Source organism: Micromonospora sp. NPDC049114, assembly GCF_040648635.1.
Taxonomy (GTDB): Bacteria; Actinomycetota; Actinomycetes; order Mycobacteriales; family Micromonosporaceae; genus Micromonospora.
Genome location: NZ_JBEZEA010000006.1, coordinates 340,683 through 364,351, shown reverse-complemented (window position 1 = coordinate 364,351; position 23,669 = coordinate 340,683). Strand labels below are relative to the sequence as shown.

The 23,669-nt window shown below is 71.1% G+C and carries 25 protein-coding genes; 14 read left to right on the top strand and 11 right to left on the bottom strand.

Annotation, left to right across the window (positions count from 1 at the left end):
• Positions 1 to 85: 85 nt before the first annotated feature.
• Positions 86 to 1,369, top strand: coding sequence for an MFS transporter (locus AB0B39_RS20315; RefSeq protein ID WP_357494712.1), 1,284 nt, complete (start codon positions 86 to 88; stop codon positions 1,367 to 1,369).
• 149 nt (positions 1,370 to 1,518) lie between these two features.
• A complete protein-coding gene (locus tag AB0B39_RS20310; protein ID WP_357494714.1) occupies positions 1,519 to 2,808 on the top strand; it encodes an MFS transporter in 1,290 nt (429 codons plus the stop codon).
• 370 nt (positions 2,809 to 3,178) lie between these two features.
• Here AB0B39_RS20310 and AB0B39_RS20305 read toward each other — a convergent pair whose 3' ends face one another.
• The 3 genes from AB0B39_RS20305 to mshA form a co-directional block, all read right to left on the bottom strand.
• A complete protein-coding gene (locus tag AB0B39_RS20305; protein ID WP_357494971.1) occupies positions 3,179 to 4,213 on the bottom strand; it encodes a hypothetical protein in 1,035 nt (344 codons plus the stop codon).
• A gap of 322 nt (positions 4,214 to 4,535) precedes the next feature.
• Positions 4,536 to 5,057, bottom strand: a complete 522-nt coding sequence (locus AB0B39_RS20300) for a YbjN domain-containing protein (protein ID WP_357494716.1) — start codon at positions 5,055 to 5,057, stop codon at positions 4,536 to 4,538.
• A gap of 105 nt (positions 5,058 to 5,162) precedes the next feature.
• Complete coding sequence (gene mshA / locus AB0B39_RS20295) at positions 5,163 to 6,527, bottom strand: D-inositol-3-phosphate glycosyltransferase (protein ID WP_234582340.1); 1,365 nt, start codon at positions 6,525 to 6,527, stop codon at positions 5,163 to 5,165.
• Positions 6,528 to 6,734: 207 nt separating this feature from the next.
• Here mshA and AB0B39_RS20290 point away from each other — a divergent pair, with 207 nt between their 5' ends.
• Positions 6,735 to 7,499 (top strand): SDR family oxidoreductase, encoded by a 765-nt coding sequence (locus AB0B39_RS20290; protein ID WP_234582339.1) that lies wholly within the window; start codon positions 6,735 to 6,737, stop codon positions 7,497 to 7,499.
• 16 nt (positions 7,500 to 7,515) lie between these two features.
• Positions 7,516 to 8,316 carry a class I SAM-dependent methyltransferase gene (locus AB0B39_RS20285; RefSeq protein ID WP_357575035.1) on the top strand — a complete coding sequence of 267 codons (801 nt, stop codon included), beginning with the start codon at positions 7,516 to 7,518 and terminating at the stop codon, positions 8,314 to 8,316.
• Positions 8,317 to 8,415: 99 nt separating this feature from the next.
• On the opposite strand, the gene AB0B39_RS20280 is transcribed toward AB0B39_RS20285, so the two are convergent.
• Positions 8,416 to 9,498, bottom strand: a complete 1,083-nt coding sequence (locus AB0B39_RS20280) for a UDP-N-acetylmuramate dehydrogenase (RefSeq protein WP_357575034.1) — start codon at positions 9,496 to 9,498, stop codon at positions 8,416 to 8,418.
• Positions 9,499 to 9,567: 69 nt separating this feature from the next.
• Here AB0B39_RS20280 and AB0B39_RS20275 point away from each other — a divergent pair, with 69 nt between their 5' ends.
• From AB0B39_RS20275 to AB0B39_RS20240, 8 genes are all read left to right on the top strand, one after another.
• On the top strand, positions 9,568 to 10,329 hold the full coding sequence (locus AB0B39_RS20275) for a maleylpyruvate isomerase family mycothiol-dependent enzyme (RefSeq protein WP_234582337.1): 762 nt from the start codon (positions 9,568 to 9,570) through the stop codon (positions 10,327 to 10,329).
• Positions 10,330 to 10,530: 201 nt separating this feature from the next.
• Positions 10,531 to 11,838 carry an extracellular solute-binding protein gene (locus AB0B39_RS20270; protein ID WP_357575033.1) on the top strand — a complete coding sequence of 436 codons (1,308 nt, stop codon included), beginning with the start codon at positions 10,531 to 10,533 and terminating at the stop codon, positions 11,836 to 11,838.
• Between the two features lie 73 nt (positions 11,839 to 11,911).
• Positions 11,912 to 12,904 carry a sugar ABC transporter permease gene (locus AB0B39_RS20265; RefSeq protein WP_357494728.1) on the top strand — a complete coding sequence of 331 codons (993 nt, stop codon included), beginning with the start codon at positions 11,912 to 11,914 and terminating at the stop codon, positions 12,902 to 12,904.
• On the top strand, positions 12,901 to 13,734 hold the full coding sequence (locus tag AB0B39_RS20260) for a carbohydrate ABC transporter permease (protein ID WP_357494730.1): 834 nt from the start codon (positions 12,901 to 12,903) through the stop codon (positions 13,732 to 13,734). Before AB0B39_RS20265 ends, AB0B39_RS20260 begins: the two co-directional genes overlap by 4 nt.
• Entirely contained in the window at positions 13,731 to 15,110 is a 1,380-nt protein-coding gene (locus tag AB0B39_RS20255; protein ID WP_234582333.1) for a GH1 family beta-glucosidase, read from the top strand. The genes AB0B39_RS20260 and AB0B39_RS20255 overlap by 4 nt, the downstream gene beginning before the upstream one ends.
• Positions 15,111 to 15,129: 19 nt before the next feature.
• On the top strand, positions 15,130 to 16,137 hold the full coding sequence (locus tag AB0B39_RS20250; protein ID WP_234582332.1) for a LacI family DNA-binding transcriptional regulator: 1,008 nt from the start codon (positions 15,130 to 15,132) through the stop codon (positions 16,135 to 16,137).
• Between the two features lie 100 nt (positions 16,138 to 16,237).
• Complete coding sequence (locus AB0B39_RS20245; RefSeq protein ID WP_234582331.1) at positions 16,238 to 16,651, top strand: RidA family protein; 414 nt, start codon at positions 16,238 to 16,240, stop codon at positions 16,649 to 16,651.
• Position 16,652: 1 nt separating this feature from the next.
• Positions 16,653 to 17,549 (top strand): GNAT family N-acetyltransferase, encoded by an 897-nt coding sequence (locus tag AB0B39_RS20240; RefSeq protein ID WP_357575032.1) that lies wholly within the window; start codon positions 16,653 to 16,655, stop codon positions 17,547 to 17,549.
• Positions 17,550 to 17,567: 18 nt separating this feature from the next.
• Here AB0B39_RS20240 and AB0B39_RS20235 read toward each other — a convergent pair whose 3' ends face one another.
• The 5 genes from AB0B39_RS20235 to AB0B39_RS20215 form a co-directional block, all read right to left on the bottom strand.
• Positions 17,568 to 18,152: a TetR/AcrR family transcriptional regulator gene (locus tag AB0B39_RS20235; RefSeq protein ID WP_357494736.1), complete on the bottom strand. Its 585-nt coding sequence runs from the start codon at positions 18,150 to 18,152 to the stop codon at positions 17,568 to 17,570.
• A gap of 69 nt (positions 18,153 to 18,221) precedes the next feature.
• Complete coding sequence (locus AB0B39_RS20230; protein ID WP_357575031.1) at positions 18,222 to 18,953, bottom strand: ABC transporter ATP-binding protein; 732 nt, start codon at positions 18,951 to 18,953, stop codon at positions 18,222 to 18,224.
• Complete coding sequence (locus AB0B39_RS20225) at positions 18,950 to 20,080, bottom strand: ABC transporter permease (protein ID WP_357575055.1); 1,131 nt, start codon at positions 20,078 to 20,080, stop codon at positions 18,950 to 18,952. Before AB0B39_RS20225 ends, AB0B39_RS20230 begins: the two co-directional genes overlap by 4 nt.
• A gap of 184 nt (positions 20,081 to 20,264) precedes the next feature.
• The gene (locus AB0B39_RS20220) at positions 20,265 to 20,531 is read right to left on the bottom strand and encodes a flavin reductase (RefSeq protein WP_357494740.1); all 267 of its coding nucleotides are present in this window, start codon (positions 20,529 to 20,531) and stop codon (positions 20,265 to 20,267) included.
• On the bottom strand, positions 20,528 to 20,782 hold the full coding sequence (locus AB0B39_RS20215) for a hypothetical protein (RefSeq protein ID WP_357575030.1): 255 nt from the start codon (positions 20,780 to 20,782) through the stop codon (positions 20,528 to 20,530). Before AB0B39_RS20215 ends, AB0B39_RS20220 begins: the two co-directional genes overlap by 4 nt.
• 193 nt (positions 20,783 to 20,975) lie before the next feature.
• On the opposite strand from AB0B39_RS20215, the gene AB0B39_RS20210 reads away from it, so the two are divergent.
• A complete protein-coding gene (locus tag AB0B39_RS20210) occupies positions 20,976 to 21,722 on the top strand; it encodes a helix-turn-helix transcriptional regulator (RefSeq protein ID WP_357575029.1) in 747 nt (248 codons plus the stop codon).
• On the top strand, positions 21,710 to 21,907 hold the full coding sequence (locus tag AB0B39_RS20205) for a DUF397 domain-containing protein (protein ID WP_357494746.1): 198 nt from the start codon (positions 21,710 to 21,712) through the stop codon (positions 21,905 to 21,907). The genes AB0B39_RS20210 and AB0B39_RS20205 overlap by 13 nt, the downstream gene beginning before the upstream one ends.
• A 321-nt stretch (positions 21,908 to 22,228) precedes the next feature.
• On the opposite strand, the gene AB0B39_RS20200 is transcribed toward AB0B39_RS20205, so the two are convergent.
• Entirely contained in the window at positions 22,229 to 22,744 is a 516-nt protein-coding gene (locus AB0B39_RS20200; RefSeq protein ID WP_357494748.1) for an O-acetyl-ADP-ribose deacetylase, read from the bottom strand.
• A 1-nt stretch (position 22,745) separates the two neighbouring features.
• Positions 22,746 to 23,537 (bottom strand): EI24 domain-containing protein, encoded by a 792-nt coding sequence (locus AB0B39_RS20195; protein WP_357575028.1) that lies wholly within the window; start codon positions 23,535 to 23,537, stop codon positions 22,746 to 22,748.
• Between the last annotated feature and the right edge of the window lie 132 nt (positions 23,538 to 23,669).

Below are 23,669 nucleotides of genomic sequence, written 5' to 3'. Positions count from 1 at the left end.
AGCGGATGACCTGCGAATCCGGCCGCCACTAGGGTTGTAAGGCGCTGTAGTCACATCGGTCATTACTTGCAAGCGGGGGCACCACGTGCGGACGATGCGGAGCTGGTTCCGGGACACCACCGGCGGCCTGCCGGCCACCTTCTGGTACCTGTGGTCGGGCACCCTGATCAACCGGCTCGGCTCGTTCGTCCTCGTCTTCCTCGCCATCTACCTGACCCAGGAACGCGGCTTCTCCCCCTCCCAGGCCGGCCTGGTGCTCGGCCTGTGGGGTGTCGGCGGCGCGGTCGGCACCACCGCCGGCGGCACCCTGGCCGACCGGTGGGGTCGCCGACCGACGCTGCTCACCGCGCATGTCGGCGCGGCGGCCATGATGCTCGCCCTCGGGCTGGCCCGTGACCTCTGGGCGGTGGCGCTGGGTGCGCTGCTGCTGGGCATGTTCGCCGAGGCGGCCCGGCCGGCGTTCGGCGCCATGATGATCGACGTGGTGCCGGCCAAGGACCGCCTGCGCGCCTTCTCGCTCAACTACTGGGCCATCAACCTGGGCTTCGCCTGCGCCGCCATCCTCGCCGGTCTCGCCGCTCAGGCCGACTACCTGCTGCTGTTCGTGGTCGACGCGGGCACGATGCTGATCACCGCGCTGATCATCTTCGTCCGGGTGCCGGAGACGCGCCACGGCGGATTCACCGTCGCGGCGACCACGGCCCCGCGCGGCGCGCTGCGCACCATCCTCAGCGACCGGGTCTACCTCGGCTTCGTGGCTCTGAACCTGTTCGCCGCGATGGTCTTCCTCCAGCACATCTCGATGCTGCCGATCGCCATGGGGGACTCCGGCCTGAGCCCGGCCACCTACGGCTCGGTGATCGCGCTCAACGGCCTGCTCATCGTCGTCGGCCAACTCTTCGTGCCCCGACTGATCCGGGGTCGGAACCGTTCGCAGGTGCTCGCCCTCGCCGCCGTGGTGATGGGTGTCGGGTTCGGACTGACCGCGTTCGCCGGCAGCGCCTGGTTCTACGGGCTGACGGTGCTGATCTGGACGGTCGGCGAGATGCTGAACTCGCCCTCCAACTCCACGCTGATCGCCGAGCTCTCCCCGGCCGAGCTGCGCGGTCGCTACCAGGGCGTGTTCGGGCTCTCCTGGCAGATCGCCGGGGCGAGCGCGCCGATCCTCGGCGGCCTGGTGCGCGAGCACGTCGGCAACGCCGCGCTCTGGTTCGGCTGCGCCGTGATCGGCGTGCTGACGGCGGTGGCCCACCTCGCGTCCGGTCCCGCCCGGGAGCGGCGTGCCGTCGCGCTACGCCACGCCGCCGAAGCGTCCACGCCGGTCGGCACCCGCGCCGCAACGGCGCAGCCCGCCGAGGCGACAGCCTGAGCCCCTGCGCGAACGCCGAGGCGACAGCCTGAGCCCGGTGTGACCGCTGAGACGAACGGCTCATGATCAGGAAACCGACTGGCGCAACCCGGCCCGACTTCCTACCGTCCAGGAGAAACGGTTAAGAAACTGAACTGTCGGGAGGTCGGATGCACGCCCTGCGGCGCTGGTGGCACGACACCGCGGGCGGCCTACCCGCCACCTTCTGGTACCTCTGGGCGGGATTGCTGATCAACCGTGCCGGCGCGTTCGCCATGCTCTTCCTGTCGCTCTACCTCACCGCCGCCCGGGGAGCCAGCGAATCGGTGGCCGGCACCGTGGTCGGGGCGTACGGGGCCGGCGGGGCGGCCGGCGCGCTGCTCGGCGGGGTACTGGCCGACCGGTGGGGTCGCCGGGCCACCCTGCTCGCCGCCCACCTGGCCACCGCCGCCCTGATGGTGGCACTGGCCTTCAGCCGGCCCCTGCTGCTGATCGCGGCGCTCTCCGCGCTGGTCGGCGTGGTGCACTCGATGCCCAGCCCCGCCTTCGTGGCGGCGATCGTCGACGTGGTGCCCGCGCAGCGCCGCTCACGCGCGTTCAACCTCCAGTTCTGGGCGTTCAACCTGGGCATGGCCGTCGCGTCGCTGCTCGCCGGGGTGCTTGCCGAGGCGAGCTTCACCGCGCTGTTCCTGGTCGACGCCGGCGCCACGCTGACCGCTGCCGCCGTCATCGCCTGGAAGGTGCCGGAGACCCTGCGCCGGGCCGGCCCGGCCGCGCCCCTCCCACCCGCTGACCAGCAGGGGGTCGGCCGCTCGCGTCGACAGGGGCTGCACACCGCGCTCACCGACCGGAACTTCCTGATCTTCGTCGGGCTCACCTTCGTGCTGGCCGTCCTCACCCTGCAGACCTCGACGATCATGCCGCTGGCGATGCGCGCCGACGGTCTGGGACCGTCCGCGTACGGGGTGGTGGTGGCACTCGGGGGCGCGCTGATCGTGCTGGGGCAACTGTTCGTGCCCCGACTGATCGACAGGCACCGCAAGGACGTCGTACTGGCCGTCTCCACGGCCCTGCTGGCGGTCGGCTTCGGTGTGCTCACCGTCGCCGACGGCCTGGGCGTCTACCTCGGCGCGGCGGTGGTCTGGACGGTCGGTTCGATGCTCGCCGCGCCGCCCAACGCGCAGATCAACGCGGACCTGGCACCACCGCAGCTGCGCGCGCGGTACCAGTCGGTCTTCTACCTGACGTTCCCGGCCGCGGCGTTCGTCGCACCCACACTGGGCGGGGTGAGCTTGCAGCACCTCGGCGACCGGCACTGGCTGATCGTGGGCGGGCTGGGCCTGCTGGCCGCGCTGGGGCACCTGCTGGCCGGGCCGCCCCGCGACCGGCACGTCGACGCGTTGCGCCGGGCCGCCGACCGGGAGCCGGCGCCGCGCGGGGACCGCGTCCAGACCGGCTGACCATCCGACGGCAAAGCGCCCACCATGACCCGAAGGTCACGGTGGGCGCTCGCCGGTGGGGCCGGCGGCGGCGGGCAACACTCACCCCCGTAAGCATCGCCCGCTCGCGCCGCCGGTCCAAACAGGTGGGCACCGTCCCCCAACGGTTGATCCACCCGTCCCCTCGCACCTCGCCTGGTGCGCGGATCTGATCGATCCGCCGCTCCCCCGAACGTTTCCAAGCGTGGCGCGGTGCAATAAAGCTAGTTCGGCCGGATTCTGGATTCAACCCAGATGGGCTGTCTCGCCGGTCACAACTGACGAGTATCCCCAGCTCGCGCCTCGGTCTCTGGCAACAGCCGGGTACCCGTCGGGCATTCCCGCAAACACCTCAGCCGTCCTCACGATCGGGTGACTCCGTCCGGAAGAAGTTGCTCTGCCGGCCGTCACGCATCTGCTCCTGATAGATCAGGTTGAGCCGGCGCAGATCGAACGTGTAGAACCAGTCATCCCAGGTGATCTCGCGAATCCGGCTACTTTCCCGGTATCCGGGGATGTTGAAGGTCAACACTCCGGCCCGACCGTCCCGCTCGGTGCCCGCGATGGTCGCCGGCTTCGCGCCGCGCTCCATCGCCCAACGTCGGATCACCTCGTGATTCGCGGTGATCAGGCTCCGCCCCGGCCGCTCCGGCCGGTCGGCCGTCGACGAGATCACCTGCGAGCTGCGGACCGACCGTCCGCTGCCCCGTCCGGTCCGGATCCCACCGGCCGTCGTGCCACCGGCCGACGGTCGGCTGGCCGTGGCCCGCTTCGCCGGCGCCGCCCGCTTCGCCGTGGCCCGCTTGGCCGGTGCCGCCCGCTTCGCCGGCGCGGCCTTCGCAGTGGCCCGCTTGGCGGCCGGTCGCGACGGCGCCTTCTTCGCGGGCGCCTTTCGCGCTGGCGCGGTACGCGCGGTCGTCGACGTCCTGCGTGCGGCGGTCGACCTGGCCGCTGTCGTCTTCTTCGCCGCGGCCGTCTTACGGGCCGCCGTCGACGTCCGTGCGCTGGTCGTCCGCTTCGCCGCGGTCGACCTGCTCGCGGCGCTGGTCCGCTTCGCAGCCGTCGTCTTCTTCGCGGCGCTCGTCCTCTTCGCCGCTGTCGTCTTCTTCGCCGCGGCCCGCTTCGCGGGAGCGCTCTTGTTCGCGGGCGCCGCCTTCGCGCGACTCGGTGCGGCCCGCGACGCCGACTTCTTCGTCGCGGCGGCCCGACCGGCCGACGCCCTGGTGCCGGCGGCCCGACCTGCCGGTCCGGTGCTGCGTCGTCCCGCCCCACCGGCGTCGGAACGCATCGAGCGCACCAACTGTTTCACCAGGTCAGGCTTGCGCAACGCGGAGATCCCAGAGACCCCGCGTTTGCGCAACTGCCCGCGGATGTCGTCCACCCGCATCCGGGAGATCTCCGACTCGGAGACCCCGGGAGTAGCCGGGCTCTGGTTGCCGGCCTGCCGTTTGGTCCTGGTCGCAGTCCCGCCGCGACCTGAGCTGTTCCGCTGAGCCATGAAACGCTCCGCTCCTCGACACTCCGTCATCGGCGCGCGGGGGTCCCTCTGCCGCACCGCGCGGTGCGGCATACCCGTCAGGAGCAGTCCGAACCTCCAGCGACGAACCGGCTCGAACCGAAGCGGTCGGACCCCGGCCGCAAGCCGGTCACCGGGGGACGCAGCGCCGGTCGGCCCCGGTGGAGCGGGTGGAGCGACGCGGGGTCGGCCGTCAGGCGGGGTCGGTGTCGGGACCCGCGCCGGACGGCTCGAAGAGGTGGGCGAAGGCGGCCAGGTTCGCGGTCGACTCACCGCGCTTGACCCGCCACTCGTACTCGCGCCGGATCGAGCTGCCGAAGCCGATCTCCAGCATCGTGTCGAAGGACTCGTCGGAGTAGGTGAGCACCGAACCGAGCAGCCGGTCCAGCTCGTCGGCGTCCACGCCGGCCGGGTTGACCCGCCCGGTCAGGTACACGTCGCCGACCGCGTCGGTGGAGAAGGAGACCCCGTACATCCGGGCGTTGCGCTGCAACAGCCAGGCCCACAGCTCCTCGCGCCGCTCGTCGGGCTGGCGCATGACGAACGCCTCGATCCGCAGGGCGTGCTCACCGACGATCAGGTTGCAGATCGTCTTGAGCTTGTGGGTGCCCGGCAGGGTGACCGCGTACGAGCCGGGCCCGGTCGACTCCCAGGCCAGGTCACGTTCGGCACAGACCGACTCGATCAGAGTCGCAAGATCGCTCTTCGGGCTCACCGGACCCACTCTACGACCGCCCCGGCCCACGCGCCGGATGACGACGAGCCGGCGGACACCCCGACCGGCGTGCGGTTACCACCGGCCGGGCGGCCGGACCCCTGGTCACCAGGAGCAGGAGAGGGCGGGATCCGCGGCCAGGTCGGCGGCGAGGCGGGCCCGGCGGGCGGCGATCGCCTCGCCGTAGACGTCGAGCAGGCCCGAGACCGTGCGGTCCCAGGAGAAGTGCCGGGCGTGCTGCGCGGCGCCGCGGGACAGCCTGGCCCGCAGGGCACGGTCCGGCAGGAGGCGGCCCAGGGCGCGGGCCCAGTCCACCGGGTCGTGCCCGTCGATGAGCACCCCACTGGCGTGGTCGCGCACGGCCGTGACCAACCCGCCGACGGCGGCGGCCAGCACCGGCGTACCGCAGGCCTGCGCCTCCAGGGCGACGAGCCCGAAGGATTCGTTGTGCGACGGCACCGCGACCAGATCGGCGGCCCGGTACAGGGCCGGCAGGTCGTCGCCGGTGCGCGGCGGCAGGAAACGGACCCGGTCGGCGACTCCGAGCGTCGCGGCCAACTCGATCAGGGCGGTCGGCCGGTCCAGCCCACTGCCGCTGGGCCCGCCGCAGATCACCACTGTCACCTCGTCGGCCAGGACCGGATCACGCTGACGCAATGCGGCGATCGCGCGGATGAGCACGTCCGGCGCCTTGAGTGGTTGGATCCGACCGACGAAGGCCACCACGTACCCGTCGACCGGCAGACCCAGCCGGCGGCGGGCGGCGCGGGCGGCCACGAACCGGTCGCCCGACGCGGGCCGGAACCGGGCCAGGTCGACGCCCGGCTGTACGACGGAAACCTGGTCGGGGGCGGCGTCGTACCGCTCGACGAGGTCGCGGGCCTCAACCCTGGTGTTGGCGACCAGCCGGTCGGCCTCGGCGACGACCTGCTCCTCGCCGATCACCCGAGCCTTCGGTTCCGGTCGGTCGTCGGCGGCGAGCTGGGCGTTCTTGACCTTCGCCAGGGTGTGCGCGGTGTGCACGAGCGGCACTCCCCAGCGCTCCTTGGCCAGCCAACCGACCTGCCCCGACAACCAGTAGTGGGAGTGGATCAGGTCGTAGTGCCCGGGTGGGCGGGACGCCTCGGCGCGCAGCACCCCGGCGGTGAAGGCGCAGAGCTGGCCGGGCAGTTCCTCCTTGGTCAGCCCTTCCAGGGGACCGGAGGTGATGTGCCGGACCTGCACGCCGGGGGCCATCTCGACCACCGGGGGGAGATCACCCGAGGTGGCCCGGGTGAAGATCTCCACCTCGACGTCGGCCTCGGCGAGCCGCCGGGCGACCTCCAGGATGTAGACGTTCATCCCGCCGGCGTCGCCCGTGCCGGGCTGGTGCAGCGGAGAGGTGTGCACCGACAGGGTGGCGATGCGGCGGGGCCGGGGCCACGGTCGGGCACCTCGCTGACGACCGACACCGGTGTGCAGTTCCGCCACGTCCGCTCCTTCAGTCACGGTTAATGCCGTCTCGCACGACCGGCGCTTCTCGGTCAACCTGTACGCCGGATGTCATCTTCCCCATCGGGCTACGGAAATGCGTCGGCGCGGCCGGCCGGGGTGACGGACCTCATCAACCGGCGGCCCGCGCGACGGAGCCCCGCGCCCGATCGCAGGGCTTCGGACGACCGGGGCGACAATGACGAGATGACCTCTGTCGCCATCGTCACCGGAGCGTCCAGCGGGATCGGAGCAGCCACCGCCCGCCGGCTCGCCGCCGAGGGTTTCCACGTGCTCGCCGCCGCCCGCCGCGCCGAACGGCTCGCCGGCCTGGTCGCCGACATCACCGCCGCCGGCGGGCAGGCCACCGCGGTGACCTGCGACGTCACCTCGGACGAGTCGGTGGCCGGGTTGGCCGAGGCCGCCGCCGGTGCGCCCGGGCCGGTCACCCTCCTGGTGAACAACGCAGGCGGAGCGCGCGGGCTGGACCCGGTGGAGTCCGGCTCGGTAGCCGACTGGCAGTGGATGTACGACGTGAACGTGCTCGGCACCCTGCGGGTCACCCAGGCGCTGCTGCCGGCGCTGGAGGCGTCCGGTTCCGGCACCATCGTGGTGGTCTCCTCCACCGCCGGCCTGACCGTGTACGAGGGCGGCGGCGGCTACACCGCGGCGAAGCACGCGCAGACCGCCATCGCCGGCACGCTCCGCCTGGAGCTGTGCGGCAGGCCGCTGCGGGTCATCGAGATCGACCCCGGAATGGTGAAGACCGAGGAGTTCGGGCTGGTCCGCTTCGAGGGCGACGCCGAGCGGGCGGCCGCCGTCTACGCCGGGGTGCCGGGGCCGCTGGTCGCCGAGGACGTCGCCGACTGCATCGCCTGGTGCGCCACCCGCCCCGAGCACGTCAACATCGACCGGCTGGTGGTCCGGCCGCGGGCGCAGGCGGCGCAGCACAAGGTGCACCGGGTCTCCTGAGTCGGGGACCGGACCCATGAGCGGGGCTCCACGACGCCGGCCGCTCGGCGTGGTCACCCGGGGCACGACCAACCCGAACCGGCTGCGCCGGGTGGACAACTGGATCGTCGCTACCTGCGCCGACCGGCTGCGGGCGGCGGTCGATCCGCTGGTGGTGGACCTCGGGTACGGCGCCACGCCGGTGACCGCCGTGGAGTTGCGGGCCCGGCTGGCCGCCGGGGTCCGTCGGGACGTACGCCTGGTCGGGCTGGAGATCGACCCGGCGCGGGTGGCCGCCGCGACCCCGGCCGCCGACCCGCCGGGCCTGACCTTCGCCCGGGGTGGTTTCGAGTTGGCCGGGCTCCGGCCGGTGCTGGTCCGCGCGTTCAACGTCCTGCGCCAGTACGACGAGAGCGAGGTGGGCGACGCCTGGCGCACGATGACCGCAGCGCTCGCTCCGGGTGGGGCGCTCGTCGAGGGCACCTGCGACGAGCTGGGCCGGCTGGCGAGCTGGCTGCTGGTCGACGCGGACGGGCCGCGGACGTTGACCCTGGCCGCGAAGCTCACCACGCTGGGGAGTCCCGCCGAGTTGGCCGAGCGGCTGCCCAAGGCGCTGATCCACCGCAACGTCCCGGGTGAGGCGGTGCACGACCTGATCCGGGCCCTGGACGACGCCTGGCAGGCCGCAGCCCCGTACGCCACCTTCGGCCCCCGCCAGCGCTGGTTGCGGGCCGTGGGCAGGCTGCGGGACGACGGCTGGCCCGTGCGCGACGGCCCGCACCGCTGGCGGCACGGCGAGCTGACCCTCTCCTGGCCCCTCCCGCGCACGCACCCCTGACCTCGCGATCTTGCACTTTCGGTCGCCGTTTTGCCCGATTACATCCGTTATGCCACGACAGAAACTGCAAGATCGCGGAGCGGTGTGGAGGGTGGGGGGTTACAGGGCGCAGTTGATCAGGACCGGCTCGGGGTGCAGGGTTACGCCGAGGCGGTTGTGCACGGTGTCGCGGATGGTGCCGGCGAGAGCCAGCAGGTCGCTGGTGCTGGCGGTGCCGCTGCGGTTGGTCAGGGCCAGGGTGTGCTTGCTGGAGATGGCCACCCCACCCTCGCCGGGGTGGCCCTTGGTGAAGCCGGCCTTGTCGATCAGCCAGGCCGCGCTCACCTTGACCAGGCCGTCCGCCCCGGGCCAGGACGGGGGCTCGCCCAGGTCGGTGGAGCGTTCCAGGAGCTGCTCGTACGTCGCCCGGTCGAGCACCGGGTTGGTGAAGAAGGAGCCGACCGAGCGGGTGTCGGGATCGGCGGCGTCGAGCACCATGCCCTTGCCGGCGCGCAGCCGCAGCACCGCAGCCCGCGCGTCGGCCAGTGGCACCCGCTCGCCCACCTCGACTCCGAGCGCCCGGGCCAGCTCGGCGTAGCGCACCGGGCCGGACAGCGGCGAGCGGGTGAGCCGGAAGTCGACCGAGAGCACCACCCAGCGGTCCTGGTACTTGAAGATGCTGCCCCGGTAGGCGAACCCGCATTCGGCCGCGGGGACGACCCGACGGGTGCCGTCGAGCCGGTCGTACACCTCGACGCCGGTGATCGTCTCGGCGACCTCCTGGCCGTACGCGCCGACGTTCTGGATCGGGGTGGCGCCGGTGGAGCCGGGGATGCCGGATAGGCACTCCAGGCCGGCCCAGCCGTTTCCGATGGTCGCGGCGACCAGGTCGTCCCACGGCTCGCCGGCCTCGACGCGTACGGTGACCGACCCGGCGTCCTCGGTGAGGACCCGCAGGCCACCCGAGCGCACCAGCACGACAGTGCCGGGGAAGCCGGCGTCGCCGATCACCACGTTGCTGCCGCCGGCCAGGACGAGGATCGGCTCGTCCGCGACCTGGACCGCCTGGATGATCTCGTCGGCGCTGGTCGCGGCCACGATCCGCCCGGCCGGCCCGCCCATCCGTAGCGTGGTGTAGCCGGCCAGTGGACCCGGAATGGCACGATCGACTTCGGTTGTCGGCTGGGCGGAGGCGTCTGACACGTCTTTCACCTTAGGCTGATGGGCAGCCGTGGCACCCACTGGTGGTCCGGCACCCCCGGGAGGATGGCGATGAGCAGATTGCAGGGCAGCAAGGACTTCTGGATCGGGGCACTGCGGGCCGAGGGCCCAGCGTTCGCCGCGGCGGTCGCCGAGGCGCCGCCCGAGACACCCGTGCTGTCCTGTCCGGGCTGGACAGTCAATGATCTCACCCTGCACCTCGCGGGCATCTACCACTGGGTTTATTCCTTCGCCGGCTCCGGGAAGAACGAGGTGCCGGCCCGCCGGGACACGTCCGTGGCGCCGCCCTCCGGGCTGAGCGCGCTCCAGCTCTGGCAGCAGGGGTACGACCAGCTGATGACCCTCTTCGACGGGCTCGACCCGGAGGCGCCGGCGTGGAACTGGGCACCGCAGCCGAAGAAGGCCGGCTTCTGGCCGCGCCGGATGGCGCACGAGACGGCGGTGCACCGCTGGGACGCCCAGCTCGCCATCGCCGCCGGTGAACCGGTCGAGGCCAAGCTCGCCGCCGACGGGGTGAGCGAGGTGCTGGACACCTGGTTGCCGGCCGGCCGGCGGCAGGTGAAGGGCGACTGGCACGGGGTGGTGCAGCTCGCGGCGACGGACGCGGATCAGGAGTGGTATCTGCGGTTGCGCGGCGAGGGGGTGGCGCTGCTCGACACGGCGACCATCTTCGACCACGACGATCACCACGCCCGCGCGCAGGTCAGCGGCACCGCGAGCGATCTGCTGCTGGCGCTCTGGGGACGGGTGAGCTTCGAGACCCTCGACGTCACGGGTGACCGTGTGCTGCTCGACGGCCTGCGTACCGGCTGATTCGACACCGGGCGCGGCCCGGTCGACGTTGACGAGGGCGTCACCCCGACGGGGGTGACGCCCTCGTCGTGCGTCGGGTGTCGCCGACAGATTCGAGAGAGCGCTCTCTTGACAGTGCCCGGCGAACCCTCCACCCTGACGTGAGAGCGCTCTCTTGGCCTTCTGCCACCACCTGACCACCTTGAGAGAGGTCCATATCCGATGGCTGTCCTTCCGCGCCGCCGCCTCGCCGCGGTGGCCCTCGCCGCCACGACCGCCCTGCTCGTCACCGCCGGCTGCGGCGGCGGCGACGACGCCGAGGCGGACGGGCCGATCACGCTGACCGTCGACGTCTTCGGCCAGTTCGGCTACGACCAGCTCTACCAGGAGTACATGGCCGCGCACCCCGACGTGAAGATCGTCGAACGGGGCACCGGCAGCAACCTCGACGAGTACTCGCCGAAGTTGACCCAGTGGCTCGCCGCCGGCCGGGGCGCCGGTGACATCGTGGCCATTGAGGAGGGCCTGCTCGTCGAGTACAAGGCCAACCCCGGCAACTTCGTCAACCTGCTGGACCACGGCGCCGCCGACCTCAAGGGCAACTTCCTCGAATGGAAGTGGAACGCCGGCCTGACCCCCGACGGCAAGCAGCTCATCGGCCTCGGCACCGACGTCGGCGGCATCGCCATGTGCTACCGCAAGGACCTCTTCGAGAAGGCCGGGCTGCCCACCGAACGGGACGCGGTCTCGAAGCTCTGGCCGACCTGGCAGGACTACATCGCCACCGGCGAGAAGTTCGTCGCGGCCAAGACCGGCGCGTCCTTCCTCGACGCGGCCACCAACACGTTCAACACGATCCTGCTGCAGACCGCCGGCAACACCACCGGCTACAGCTACTACGACACCAACGGCAACGTCGTCGTCGACAGCAACCCGGCCGTACGGCAGTCCTGGGACACCACCATGGACATCATCGACTCGGGACTCTCCGGCAAGTACGGCTCGTGGTCCGAGGAGTGGGTGTCCGCCTTCAAGCAGACGAAGTTCGCCACCATCGCCTGCCCCGCCTGGATGACCGGTGTCATCGAGCAGAACTCCGGCCCGGCCGCCAAGGGCAAGTGGGACATCGCCCGGGTGCCCGGCAACGGCGGCAACTGGGGCGGGTCGCACCTCGCCGTGCCGAAGCAGAGCAAGCACCAGGCCGAGGCGATCGAGCTGGCCAAGTTCCTGACCAGCGCCAAGGGCCAGATCGGTGCGTTCAAGGCCAAGGGTCCGCTGCCGTCCTCGCCGCAGGCGCTCGACGACCCGGCGATCGCCGGCTCGACAAACGCGTACTTCTCCGGAGCGCCCGTCGGAGCGATCTTCGGTACCGGCGCGAAGAGCCTCAAGCCGGTCTACATGGGCCCCAAGAACCAGGCCGTCCGCACCGAGGTGGAGAACGCCGTACGGACCGTGGAGCTGGGCCAGCGCAGCCCGACGCAGGGCTGGACGGACGCGGTGACCAACGCGAAGAAGGCCGCCGCCAAGTAGCCCGAGCCAGCGTGCGGGCGGGCTCCTGGGAAACCGGGGTCCCGCCCGCGCGACGGAAAGGAGTCCTGAGGGCATGACCGTCCAGCTCGACGCCCGCCCCCCGGTCGCACCGACTGCCGGGCAACCCCGCCGATCCTCGGGTCGGCTCAGCCGGCTCGACACCCGCTTCTCGCCGTACCTCTTCATCGCCCCGTTCTTTTTGATCTTCGGAGTCTTCGGGGCGTACCCGCTGGCGTACACCTTCTGGGTCTCGCTGCACGACTGGGACCTGCTCGGCACCGACCACCCGTTCGTCGGCGCGGAGAACTACACCCGGCTGCTGGCTGACGCCGACTTCTGGCACGCGCTGGTCAACACGATGGGCATCTTCGTCATCTCCACGGTGCCGCAGCTGCTCGCCGCGCTCTGGCTGGCCAACCTCCTGAATCGGGGGCTGCGGGCGCGTACGGGCTGGCGGATGGCGGTGCTCGTTCCCAACGTCACCTCCACCGCCGCCGTGGCGATCGTCTTCGGGGTGCTCTTCGGCCGCGAGTTCGGCATGATCAACTGGCTGCTCGACCTGGTCGGCATGGACGCGATCGACTGGAAGTCCAACCGGGTCGCCTCCTGGGTGGCCATCTCCGCCATGGTCGACTGGCGGTGGACCGGCTACAACGCGCTGATCCTCCTGGCCGCGATGCAGGCCATCCCCCGCGACCTGTACGAGGCGGCGGCGATCGACGGCGCGAGCCGCGCCCGGCAGTTCTGGTCGGTCACCGTGCCACTGCTCAAACCGACGATCATCTTCTGCACGATCATCGCCACCATCGGCGGACTGCAGCTCTTCACCGAACCCCGGATGTTCAACTCCGGCACCAACCCGATCCGCGGCGGACCGCTGCGCGAGTCGCAGACCCTGACCATGTACATGTTCGAGAACGCCTTCGCCCCGCACTACAACTTCGGGTACGGCTCGGCCGTGGCCTGGCTGCTCTTCGCGCTCATCGCGATCGTCGCGGCGGTCAACGTGCTGATCCTGCGCCGACTCGGCGGCGGGGCCGGCCCTCGAAAAGGAGCAACCCGATGAGCCGGCTCTGGCGGGCGAGCCCGCTCACCTACCTGGCCCTGATGTTCGCCGCCATCCTGTCGATCTTCCCGATCTGGTGGATGTTCGTCATCGCCAGTCGCAGCAACGACGCGATGGGCCAACTGCCACCCCCGGTCACACCCGGCGGCAACCTGGGCGCCAACATCGCCCGCCTGTTCGACAACACCGACGCGTACTTCCTGACCGGGCTGATCAACTCGACGATCGTGGCCACCACGGTCACCGTCTCGGTCGTGTTCTTCTCCAGCCTGGCCGGGTTCGCCTTCGCGAAGCTGCGCTTCCGGGGGCGCAACGCGCTGCTGTTGGTGATCATCGCGACGATGATGGTGCCGACGCAGCTCGGCGTGATCCCGCTCTATCTCCTCATGACCAAGTTGCAGTGGAACGACAGGCTGCCCGCGGTGATCGTCCCGGTGCTGGTCACCGGCTTCGGGGTGTTCATGATGCGGCAGTACGCCGGCCAGGCCATCAGCGACGAGCTGATCGAGGCCGCCCGGATGGACGGCTGCGGCACCCCGCGGATCTGGTGGCACGTGGTGCTGCCGGCGCTGCGCCCGGCGGCCGCCGTGCTCGGCCTGCTCACGTTCATGACCACCTGGAACGACTTCCTGTGGCCGTACGCTGTGCTGAACGACCCGGCGAACCCGACCGTTCAGCTCTCCCTGCGAGCGCTGTCCGACGGGTATTACCAGGACATGTCGCAGGTGTTCACCGGGACGGCCATCGCGACGCTGCCCCTGTTGCTGGTCTTCGTGCTGTTTGGCCGCCAGATCATCGGCGGGATCATGGAAGGTGCGGTCAAGGCATGAGTGAACTCCGGTTTCCCGAGCACTTCCTCTGGGGTGCGGCCACCGCCGCGTACCAGATCGAGGGCGCGGCCCGCGACGACGGTCGCGGCCCGTCCATCTGGGACACCTTCTGCCGTACGCCAGGCAAGGTGTACCAGGGCCACACCGGTGACGTCGCCTGCGACCACTACCACCGGTACGCCGACGACGTCGCGCTGATGGCCGAGCTGGGCCTGCGGGCGTACCGGTTCTCGGTCGCCTGGCCCCGGATCCAGCCCGACGGCAGCGGCCCGGTCAACCCGCGCGGGCTGGACTTCTACGACCGGCTCACCGACACACTGCTCGACCGGGGCATCGACCCGATCGTCACCCTCTACCACTGGGACCTGCCGCAGAGCCTTGGCGACCGGGGCGGCTGGACCAACCGGGAGACCGCCGAACACTTCGCCACGTACGCCACTGCCGTGTACGCCCGCCTCGGCGACCGGATCGACGTCTGGACCACGCTCAACGAGCCGTGGTGCTCGGCCTACCTCGGTTACGGCAACGGGGTGCACGCGCCGGGCGAGCAGGACGGGGCGGCGGCCTTCACCGCCGTACACCATCTGCTGCTCGGGCACGGCCTGGCGGCGCGGGCGCTGCGGGCGGCCGGCGCGCGCAGCGTCGGCATCACCGTCAACCCGGCCGATGTACGCCCGGCGGACCCGCAGAGCGCGGCCGATGCCGCAGCCGTCCGCCTGGTCGACGGCCTGCACAACCGGATCTTCCTGGACCCGCTGCTGGCCGGCGGCTATCCCGACGACGTACGCGAGCACATGGCCCGCATCGTCGAGCCGACGTTCATCCGCGACGGCGACGAGAAGCTGATCGCCGCCCCGATCGACCTGCTCGGCATCAACTACTACGCGCCCACCTACGTCGCCGGCCGCCCCGACGGCGACGGCGACGGCGCCTACCCGGGCACCGAGGGCGCCGTGCACTTCCTGCCGCCGGCCGGGCCGCTCACCGACATGGGCTGGATGATCGAGCCGTCCGGGCTGACCCGGTTGTTGGAGCGGATCGCCACCGACTATCCCGGTGTGCCGCTGTTGATCACTGAGAACGGCGCGGCGTTCCCCGACAAGGCGGGCAGCGACTCGCCGGCCGGTCCGGGCCAGGTGATCGACAACGACCGGATCGCCTACCTCGACGGGCACCTGCGGGCGGCGCACGAGGCGATCTCCCGGGGCGTTGATCTGCGCGGGTATCTCGTATGGTCATTCCTGGACAACTTCGAGTGGGCGGAGGGTTACCGCAAGCGGTTCGGGATCGTGCACGTCGACTACCTGACCCAGCGGCGCACACCGAAGGCCAGCGCCCGGTGGTACCAGGAGGTGATCTCCCGGAACGGGCTGTGACGAGCGGGGGAAAGTCGCGATGACCACGGCTCAGCGGCCGACGCTCGAGGCGGTGGCGGCACGGGCCGGGGTGTCCCGGGCCACCGTCTCGCGGGTCGTCAACGGCTCCACCACAGTCGCCGAACCCATCCGGGAGGCCGTCAACCGGGCGGTCGCCGAGCTGGGGTACGTGCCCAACCTGGCCGCCCGCAGCCTGGTCACCCAGCGGACCGACTCGATCGCCCTGGTCATGCCGGAGGCGGCCACCCGGGTCTTCTCCGACGACCAGGTCTTTCCCGGCATCATCCGGGGCGTCAGTCAGGAGTTGGAGGCCGCCGACAAGCAGCTGGTGCTGATGCTGGCCGGCTCACCGGCCGGGCACCAGCGGGTCGAGCGGTACACCACAGGTCGCCACGTGGACGGGGTGCTCTTCGCCTCGCTGCACGGCGCCGATCCGCTGCCGGGCACGCTGGCCCGCCTCGGCATCCCCGTGGTGGTCAGCGGCCGGCCGCTCGGCGACGTGCCCGTGCCGTACGTCGACGTGGACCACGTCGGCGGCGTCACCACCGCCGTCCGACACATGATCGACGGCGGTCGCCGGCGGATCGCCACCATCGCCGGTCCGCAGGACATGGTCGCCGGGATCGAACGGCTGATCGGCTACCGGGAGACGGTGGCCGCCGCCGGGCTGCCCGAGCTGATCGCCGTCGGCGACTTCACCCGCGAGTCCGGTGCGGCGGCGATGGACCGCCTGCTCACCGACCATCCCGACCTGGACGGGGTGTTCGCCGCCTCGGACCTGATGGCACATGCGGCCCTGCGCACGCTGCGTGCGGCCGGCCGGCGGGTGCCGGAGGACGTGGCGGTGATCGGCTTCGACGACATCGAAACCGCCGCCTACACGGAACCGCCGCTGACCACCGTCCGGCAACCGATCGTGGAACTCGGCCGGCGGATGACCCAGCAACTGCTCCGCCTCGCCGCCGGCGAGGAGATCGAGCAGTCGCTGATGCTGCCGACCGAGCTGATCGTCCGCGCCTCGGCCTGACGGGGCTGCTGCCCGCTTCAAGATCCGCACAACGTCTCTCCGGGCACAGGGGGCGCTTAATGCGTCGCTGTGGCGGGCGATCGTCGTTAGCCTCGCCGACATGCCGGATCCTGTCGCGCTGCTGCACGTCCCCGCCCTGTCCGACGTCGCCGAGTACGCGTACGCCGCCACCGTCGATCCGCCCGCCCGGCTGGTGTTCACCGCCGGCGCGTGCCCCTTGGACGCCGAGGGCCGTACCGTCGCGCCAGGTGACCACGCCGCGCAGGCCCGGCAGGTGCTGACGAACCTCTCCACCGCCCTGGACGCGGCCGGCGCACGGCTGACCGACGTCGTCAAGACCACCGTGTACGTGGCGTCGTCGCAGCAGAAGGACCTGGTGACCGTGTGGGAGGTGGTCCGGGACTTCTTCGGCGACCACGACCCGCCCAGCACCCTGCTCGGGGTGGCCGTGCTCGGCTACACCGACCAGCTCGTCGAGGTCGAGGCCGTCGCCGCCGTACGGACGGGGGCCTGACATGCGTATCCGTGTGGCGCAGCCGGACGACGCCCCGGGCGTGGTGGCCCTGCGGGCGACCGTCCACCCGTACCTGGTGCGGGGGGTCGAGTCGACCCGCAAGATGATCGCCGAACCGCCGCCCGGGGAGGACTGGACGGCGTTCGTCGCCGAGGTGGACGGCCGCGTGGTGGGGTGGGTGTCCGCCGAACGCATCGGGACGACCTCGGCGGCGAACGTCGGTGGCATCAACCTGCTGCACGTGCACCCGGAGCACCGGCGGCGCGGCGTCGGGACGGCGTTGCTGACCGCCGCGACCGACTACCTGCGCCCGTTGGGTATCCGCCGGGTACGTGCCATGGCACAGCCGGACGCGCTGCCGTTCGCCCGTCACCACGGGTACGAGCCCAGTCGGGAGGTGCGCTATTCGGCGCTCGACCTGAATCCGGCGCCAGCGCTGCCCGAGCCGCCCCCGGGCGTACGGCTGCATCCGATCGCCGACCTGGACCCACACCTGCTGTACGTGGCGGACGTGGCCTCGGCGGTGGACGAACCGGGCGACGTGCCTGTCGACGCGAAGAGCTACGAGAGCTGGCAGTACGACGTGTGGGACAACCTCGGGCTGGACAAGACGTCCAGCACCGCCGTCGAGGTCGACGGTGCGGTGGTCGCGTTCAGCCTCGTGAAGCGCGACGGCGACCGGATGTGGTCGGACTACACCGGCTCCGTCCCCGCGTACCGGGGGCGTGGGCTGGCCCGGCTGGCCAAGGCGGCGGCGCTGCACCGGGCCGCCGCCAACGGCGTCCGGATCGCGTACACCTCGAACGACGAGGCCAACGCGCCGATGCTGGCGATCAACGCCCGACTGGGCTACCGGCCCGTGGGATCCCAGTGGTCCTGCCTGGCGGAGCTGACCTGACCAGCTCCGCCGGCAGCCTCAGCCGCTGTCGCGGTCGAGGTACGGGCTGAGGACCTCGCGGGCGAGGTTGGTCGCCTCGTCCAGGGCGAGCCCTCCCTCGATCATGCGACTCAGGGCGTAGACGATCGACTGCACCAGTTCGGCCACCCGGACCGGGTCCGAGGAGCCGTGGTCGGTGAGGGCGGCGCGCAGCGGGGCTTCCAGGCGGTCGTGCATGAGTCGGCTGGAGCTGGCGAGTGTCTCGCTGCTGCCGGCCGACGCCAGCGCGCGGGCCAGCGCGTGATCGCCGCGGGCAACCAGTTGCAGGTTGCTGTCCACGTACGCCTGGATCTTCTGGCCGGGGGTGCCGGCCGCGTCCATCTGCTTCTCGACGTAGGCCGACCAGCGGGGGAACGTCTCGGTGACGAGGGCGTCGAACATGTCGGCCCGGGACTTGAAGTACGAGTAGACGCTGGACCGGGCCAGACCGGCGTGCTGGGCCACCTCGGCCAGACCAGGGATCTGCTCGGGGTGTTTCGACAGCAGGGTGCGTGCCGCGTCGAGCAGCGCGGCGCGTTGGGACGCCCGGTGCTCGGCGACGGTCGCGGCCTGGATCTTCGGCACGCCGCCCCCCTCGTTCCGGACGGGCGTGGCCGGCCGGCCTCTGCGGCCGTGCCCCACCCGTCGTCGTGGTCAGCTGCTGGCCGCGAGCTTGCCGTCGACCATCTCGTAGACGGTGTCACAGTATTGCAGGACGTCGTGGTCGTGAGTGACCATGACCACCGCCACCGACCGCTGCCGGGCCTCGTGGGCCAGCAGCTGCACGATCTCGTGACTGCGTGCCCGGTCCAGCGCCGCCGTCGGTTCGTCGACCAGCAGCACGCTGGGCTCGGTGACCAGTGCCCGCGCGATTCCGACGCGCTGGCGTTCGCCGCCCGACAGCTGGTGGGGGCGCCGGCCGGCCTTGTCCGCCATACCGACGTCCGCGAGCAGTTCCAGCGGGTCCCGGCCGGACCGCTGGGACCGCGGCCCCAGCCGCAGGGGCAGCCGCAACTGGTCGGCGGCGGTCAACGCGGGCAGCAGGTTGCCCGACTGGAACACGAACCCCACATGCCGGCGGCGCAGCTCCGTCCGCGTACGGCGACTCGGAACTGTCATGTCCTGACCGGCCACGGTGACGGTTCCGTGGTCGGGCCGGGCCAGGCCGCCAGCGACGGCGAGCAGGCTGGACTTGCCCGCACCGGACGGACCCACGACTGCGGCGAGTTCACCGGGTCGCACCGTCAGGTCGACGTCGTCGAGCGCCTGCACGGTCTCGGCGGCGTTGCCGTGCCGCAGGGACACCGCACGCATCACCAACCCGAGCCGTCCGGGTGCGTCGTCGGCGGGTGTGGTCGAAGCGGTCGGAGCGGGACGGCTGCTCATCGGTTTCCTCCCAGAGCGGTGGCCGGGTCGACAGAGGTGATGCGGATGACCGCCGCGCCGGCTCCGATCAGGCCGAGGACGACGAGGCCGACCCCGGCCGCGGAGATGCTCGGCATGCTCAGCGCGAACGGGATACCGCTGCCGGTGATGAGGGCGCCGAGCGCGAGCCCGATGCCCACGCCGACGGCGACAGCAGCCGCCAACAGCACGAGGGCCTGCGTCAGCGCGTCGCGCAACACCCAGCCGGTCGAGGCGCCCAGCGCCCGCAGGACGGCCACCTCGGGCTTGCGCTGGATCGCCCACACCGCGAAGAACGCTCCGGCGACCAGCGCCGAGATCGCGTACAGGAATCCCTGGATCAGTTGCAGCGTGGTCGTCTCGGCGGTGTATCCCGGCGAGGCGCCGTAGGACTCCTTCAGGGTCAGGCTCTCGGTGCCCGCCGCGGTGTCCCCGGCGGCCAGGTCGACGGACTTACCGTCGTCCGCGCGGACCGCCACGGCAGTGATCTCCGTTGCGGCGCGCTGCGGCAGCGCCGTGCCGGGGGCGGTGCCGGACTTGATGGCCTGCCACGCGGCCAGCGGCACGTACGCCACGTCCACGTGCCCGAAGGTGTCCTGCTGCTCGGTGACGCCGACGACCCGCAGCCGCGTGCCGAGCCGATCGATGGTGACCGTGTCGCCCATCCGCAGGCCCGCGTCCAGCGCCGTGGGGCTGACCACGATCCCGTCCTCGGTTCCCAGTCGCTCACCCTGACTGACCGACGGCGACAGGAACGAGTCGGGCTGGACTCCGAACAGCGCCAGGTCGATCTCCGTTCCCCGGTCCGTACGCGTGTTCACCAGCGTGTTGCCGAAGGGTGCCGCATCCGCGACGCCCGGCTGGGCAGACCATTCGTCCACCGCCGACAGGTCCACCACGCTGCGGGAGAACGCCGAGTCACGCTGGACGTCGTGCGCGAAGGCGAATGAGGTGACCGGCAGGTTCTGCAGTCCGGACACCCCGTCGCGGACCAGCCCGACCGACAGGCCCGACAGCATCACCATCAGCACGGCGATCAGGGCGATCACCGCGCCCATCAACGCGAAGCGCAGGCGGGCAAAGCTCAGCTCACGAATGGCGAGGAACATCAGCACCCGCCAACAGGGGTTATCGACATCATGTCGACATGTTACCAACATGCTGTTGGCAAGATGGACGTGCGCAGGTGTCGCCCCCACCACACGCCATCCTGCGAAAACAGCCTGGGCGAGCTGACCGTGGACGCCAGCCAGGCCGCTAGTGATCAGGCGGGGAGACCCGCCTGCGTCGCGATCAGTCGGCTCGGCTGTCGCTGCGCGGGCGCGTCCACTCCAGGAACCGGGCGACGTACACCGCCGGGTCCGGTCGCAGGCCCAGCCTCAGCGCGTCGGCGAACGCCTCGCGCGCGAGCGTGGTCAACATGAGCAGCATCCCGACCCGATCGTCGCGCCAGCGAGCCAGCAGCGACAGCCGGGCCGCCGAACACGGCCAGTGGGCGCCGCACCGGGTACAGCGCCAGTGCGGCAGGCCCGCGTGATGCGGCCGCGATCGGGGGCTCATCCGACGCACGCTGCCTGGCGGGCGTTCATCAACTGCACGCCCTCGCGCCGCACGTACAGCTCCCGCCGGGCGACCGCGTCACCCCGCGAGCCCAATTCGTACGCGTCGAGCCACACCCACCCGTCGTACGTGTCCCACTCCAACTCACGGATGACCCGCACGGTGATCGGACGCAGGAACTGCACGCTCGCGGTGGCCGACAGGCGTAGCAGGTCGCCGGCCCGGAACGTCGGTCCTGGTGCTGCGGCCATGCCTCCCCCTCCGGTGGACTAGGAGGGGCCGCCCCTGAGTGCTCGCCCACGGGACGGCCCCGGCTGACACCGCCGCCGGGCTACACCTCCACCAGCAGTGCCGCTCACCTGCCACCCTGCCGAGCGGAGCTGGACGGCTACACCCGTAGATATACGTTCGGTAGACGTTAGGGACGTCCAGTGGGAGGCGACCATGAATCAGGCGCTACGGGCTGCACTGGCGGACTCGGGCGAGACTGTTGAGAGTCTTGCCGAGCAGGTGGGAGTAGATCCGAAGACGGTCACACGGTGGGTCACGCCGGGTAGAGTTCCCCATCCCCGCCATCGAGCGGCAGCGGCGAGTGTCCTGAAGGTTGAAGTGAGGGACATTTGGCCGGACGTTTTGAAGCGCCGTGAGCCGGCGTGGCTGCGGCCATGGGTCGAGACAGAGCTTCAGGCGACCGCTCTCCGCGCGTTCCAGGTATCGGTGATTCCCGGTCTGCTACAGACGCCGGAGTACGCAACTCTGGTCCTCAGCAGCGGGTTGTTGGACGCGGACGAGGTTGCGGGTTACGTGGAGACGCGGCTTCGCCGGCAGGCAGCCGTCCTTAACCGGCGGAAGCCTCCGCTGTTCATCGCGGTCATCGACGAATGCGCGTTGCGCCGCGGGGAGCCCGACATCATGCACCCGCAGCTGGACCACCTGATCGAAATGGCGCAGCGGCCCAACACCCTCCTCCACGTGTTACCGCTTGACGCGGGCATGCACGCCGGACAGGCCGGACCGTTCGTCATTGCAACCACTGAGGATGGCGACGTGGGATATCTCGACGATCAGGCATCGGGCCGGCTGACCAATGAGACAGCCCCACTCTGGGCCATCTGGGATACGCTGCGCTCAGTGGCTCTTCCTCGCCGCCACACCATCGACTTTCTGAGGGCACGAACATGGCTGACCTGAACGACGCCGAGTGGCGTACCAGCACCCGCAGCAGCTCTAACGGCGGCGACTGCGTCGAGGTCGCCGACAACCTGCCGGGCGTCGTCCTCGTTCGGGACACCAAGGACCGCGACGGCGGCACGCTCCGGTTCGCCCCTCACACCTGGCAGGGCTTCGTCGACATGGTGAAGACCCCCGCCCTCTGAGCAGCAGCGCCGACAAAGACCCTCGGGCGAACCCGAGGGTCTTTGCACTATGCCTGGCGACCGCTGTGGCGAACTGTGGTCGCACCAGGAAACAACGAGATCTTGGACAGTTACCGTTCTGAGCGAACGGTAACTGTCCAAGATCTGCGCGGAACCAGCGGAACCAGCGCGACCGGCGCGACCGGCGCGACCGGCGCGACCGGCGACGGGACCGGAAGCGCCGCGCGAAGCCTGTCGCGTGTCGAATCCTCGATCACGTGATGCTGACCAAATCCCTACGGTGACTCGCAACCGGTCAGGATCACGTGATCACGCTGCCGGCTACGCCGCCTCGAAGACCTCGCGGGCCGTCGCGTGCGTGTCGGCGCCGAAGAGCACCAGTCGGGCCTCGGTGACGGTTGCTGGGGAGGCCGAGCGCAGCACCGACAGCGCCTGGCGGACCGCGTCGTCGACCGGCCAGCCGTAGATACCGGCGGAGATCAGCGGAAACGCCACTGTGGACGCGCCCAGCTCGTCGGCGACCCGCAGGCTGTTCACGTAGCAGTCGCGCAGCAGTCCCGACCGGTCCTCGCCGGCCGAGAAGACCGGACCGACCGTGTGGATGACCCAGCGGGCCGGCAGGTTCCCGGCGGTGGTCGCCACCGCCTGCCCGGTGGGCAGCCCTCTGCCGTACTTGGCGGCGCGCAGCGCCCGGCACTCGGCCAGGATGGCTGGCCCGCCGCGTCGGTGGATGGCGCCGTCGACACCGCCGCCGCCGAGCAGGGACGAGTTCGCGGCGTTCACGACGGCGTCGACCCGCTGGGCGGTGATGTCTCCCTCGACCAGGGTGATCTCCACGTCAGCTCTCCTCGATCGACTGGCCGAGTGACCGGCGGGCCAGCAGGGTGGCACCGGCGACCGCGGCCGGCATGACCAGCACTGCGCCGAGCGGTATGAGGAAGCAGAGGAACACCGCCACCCCGAAGCCGAGCGCCATGGGCCGGTCCGCCTTGAGGATCGTCCGGCGTTGCGGCAGCCGCATGCCACGTCGGTAGAACGGCGCCCCGACCAGCTCGACGGCGAGGAACCAGCCACCCACCGCCGCCCCGATCACCGGCACGACAGTCTGGCCGACCACCGGGATGAAACCGGCGAAGAAGAGCGGGATGCCGACCAGCGCCGTGAGGGCCACCAGGCGTACCGAGTCGGCGAGGCTGCGGCGCAGCGACGACCAGAACGGCACGTCCACCGCGTCCGGAGTGCCGCCGAGCCGTTCCTCGACCCGCTCGGAGATCTTCTCGTAGAACGGATCGCCGATGACCAGGGTGACCGCCGTGAAGGCGAGGACACCGAGCAGGCCACCGAGCCCCAGGAAGGCCAGGCCGGCGATCACCCGGACCAGGCTGCGGCTGGTGCTCGACCAGTCGTCGGCGAACGGCGTGACAAGCGCGGCCAGGTCGTCCACGAAGTACACCAGGGTGGCGAGCGCGGTCACGAAGAGCGCACCGGAGATCAGCGCCGGCACGATGCCGAGCAGCATCAGCCCGGGGCTGCGGACATAGAGGCCCAGGCCGCGCAGGAGCAGCCTCACCCCGAGGAAGAAGCGTCCGACGGCCCCGGTCACCGGGCTGGCGATTCTGCTGGCGTCCACGATCGAGCAGCCTAACCAGCCGTGTTCGAAACCGCCGGGCGGAGCGCTAGCAGCGATGCCGCGCGTCCACATCAACCGATTGACGGACGGCGGCGATCCACCGGGATCGCCGGGGTCCGTCGCCGACCGGTC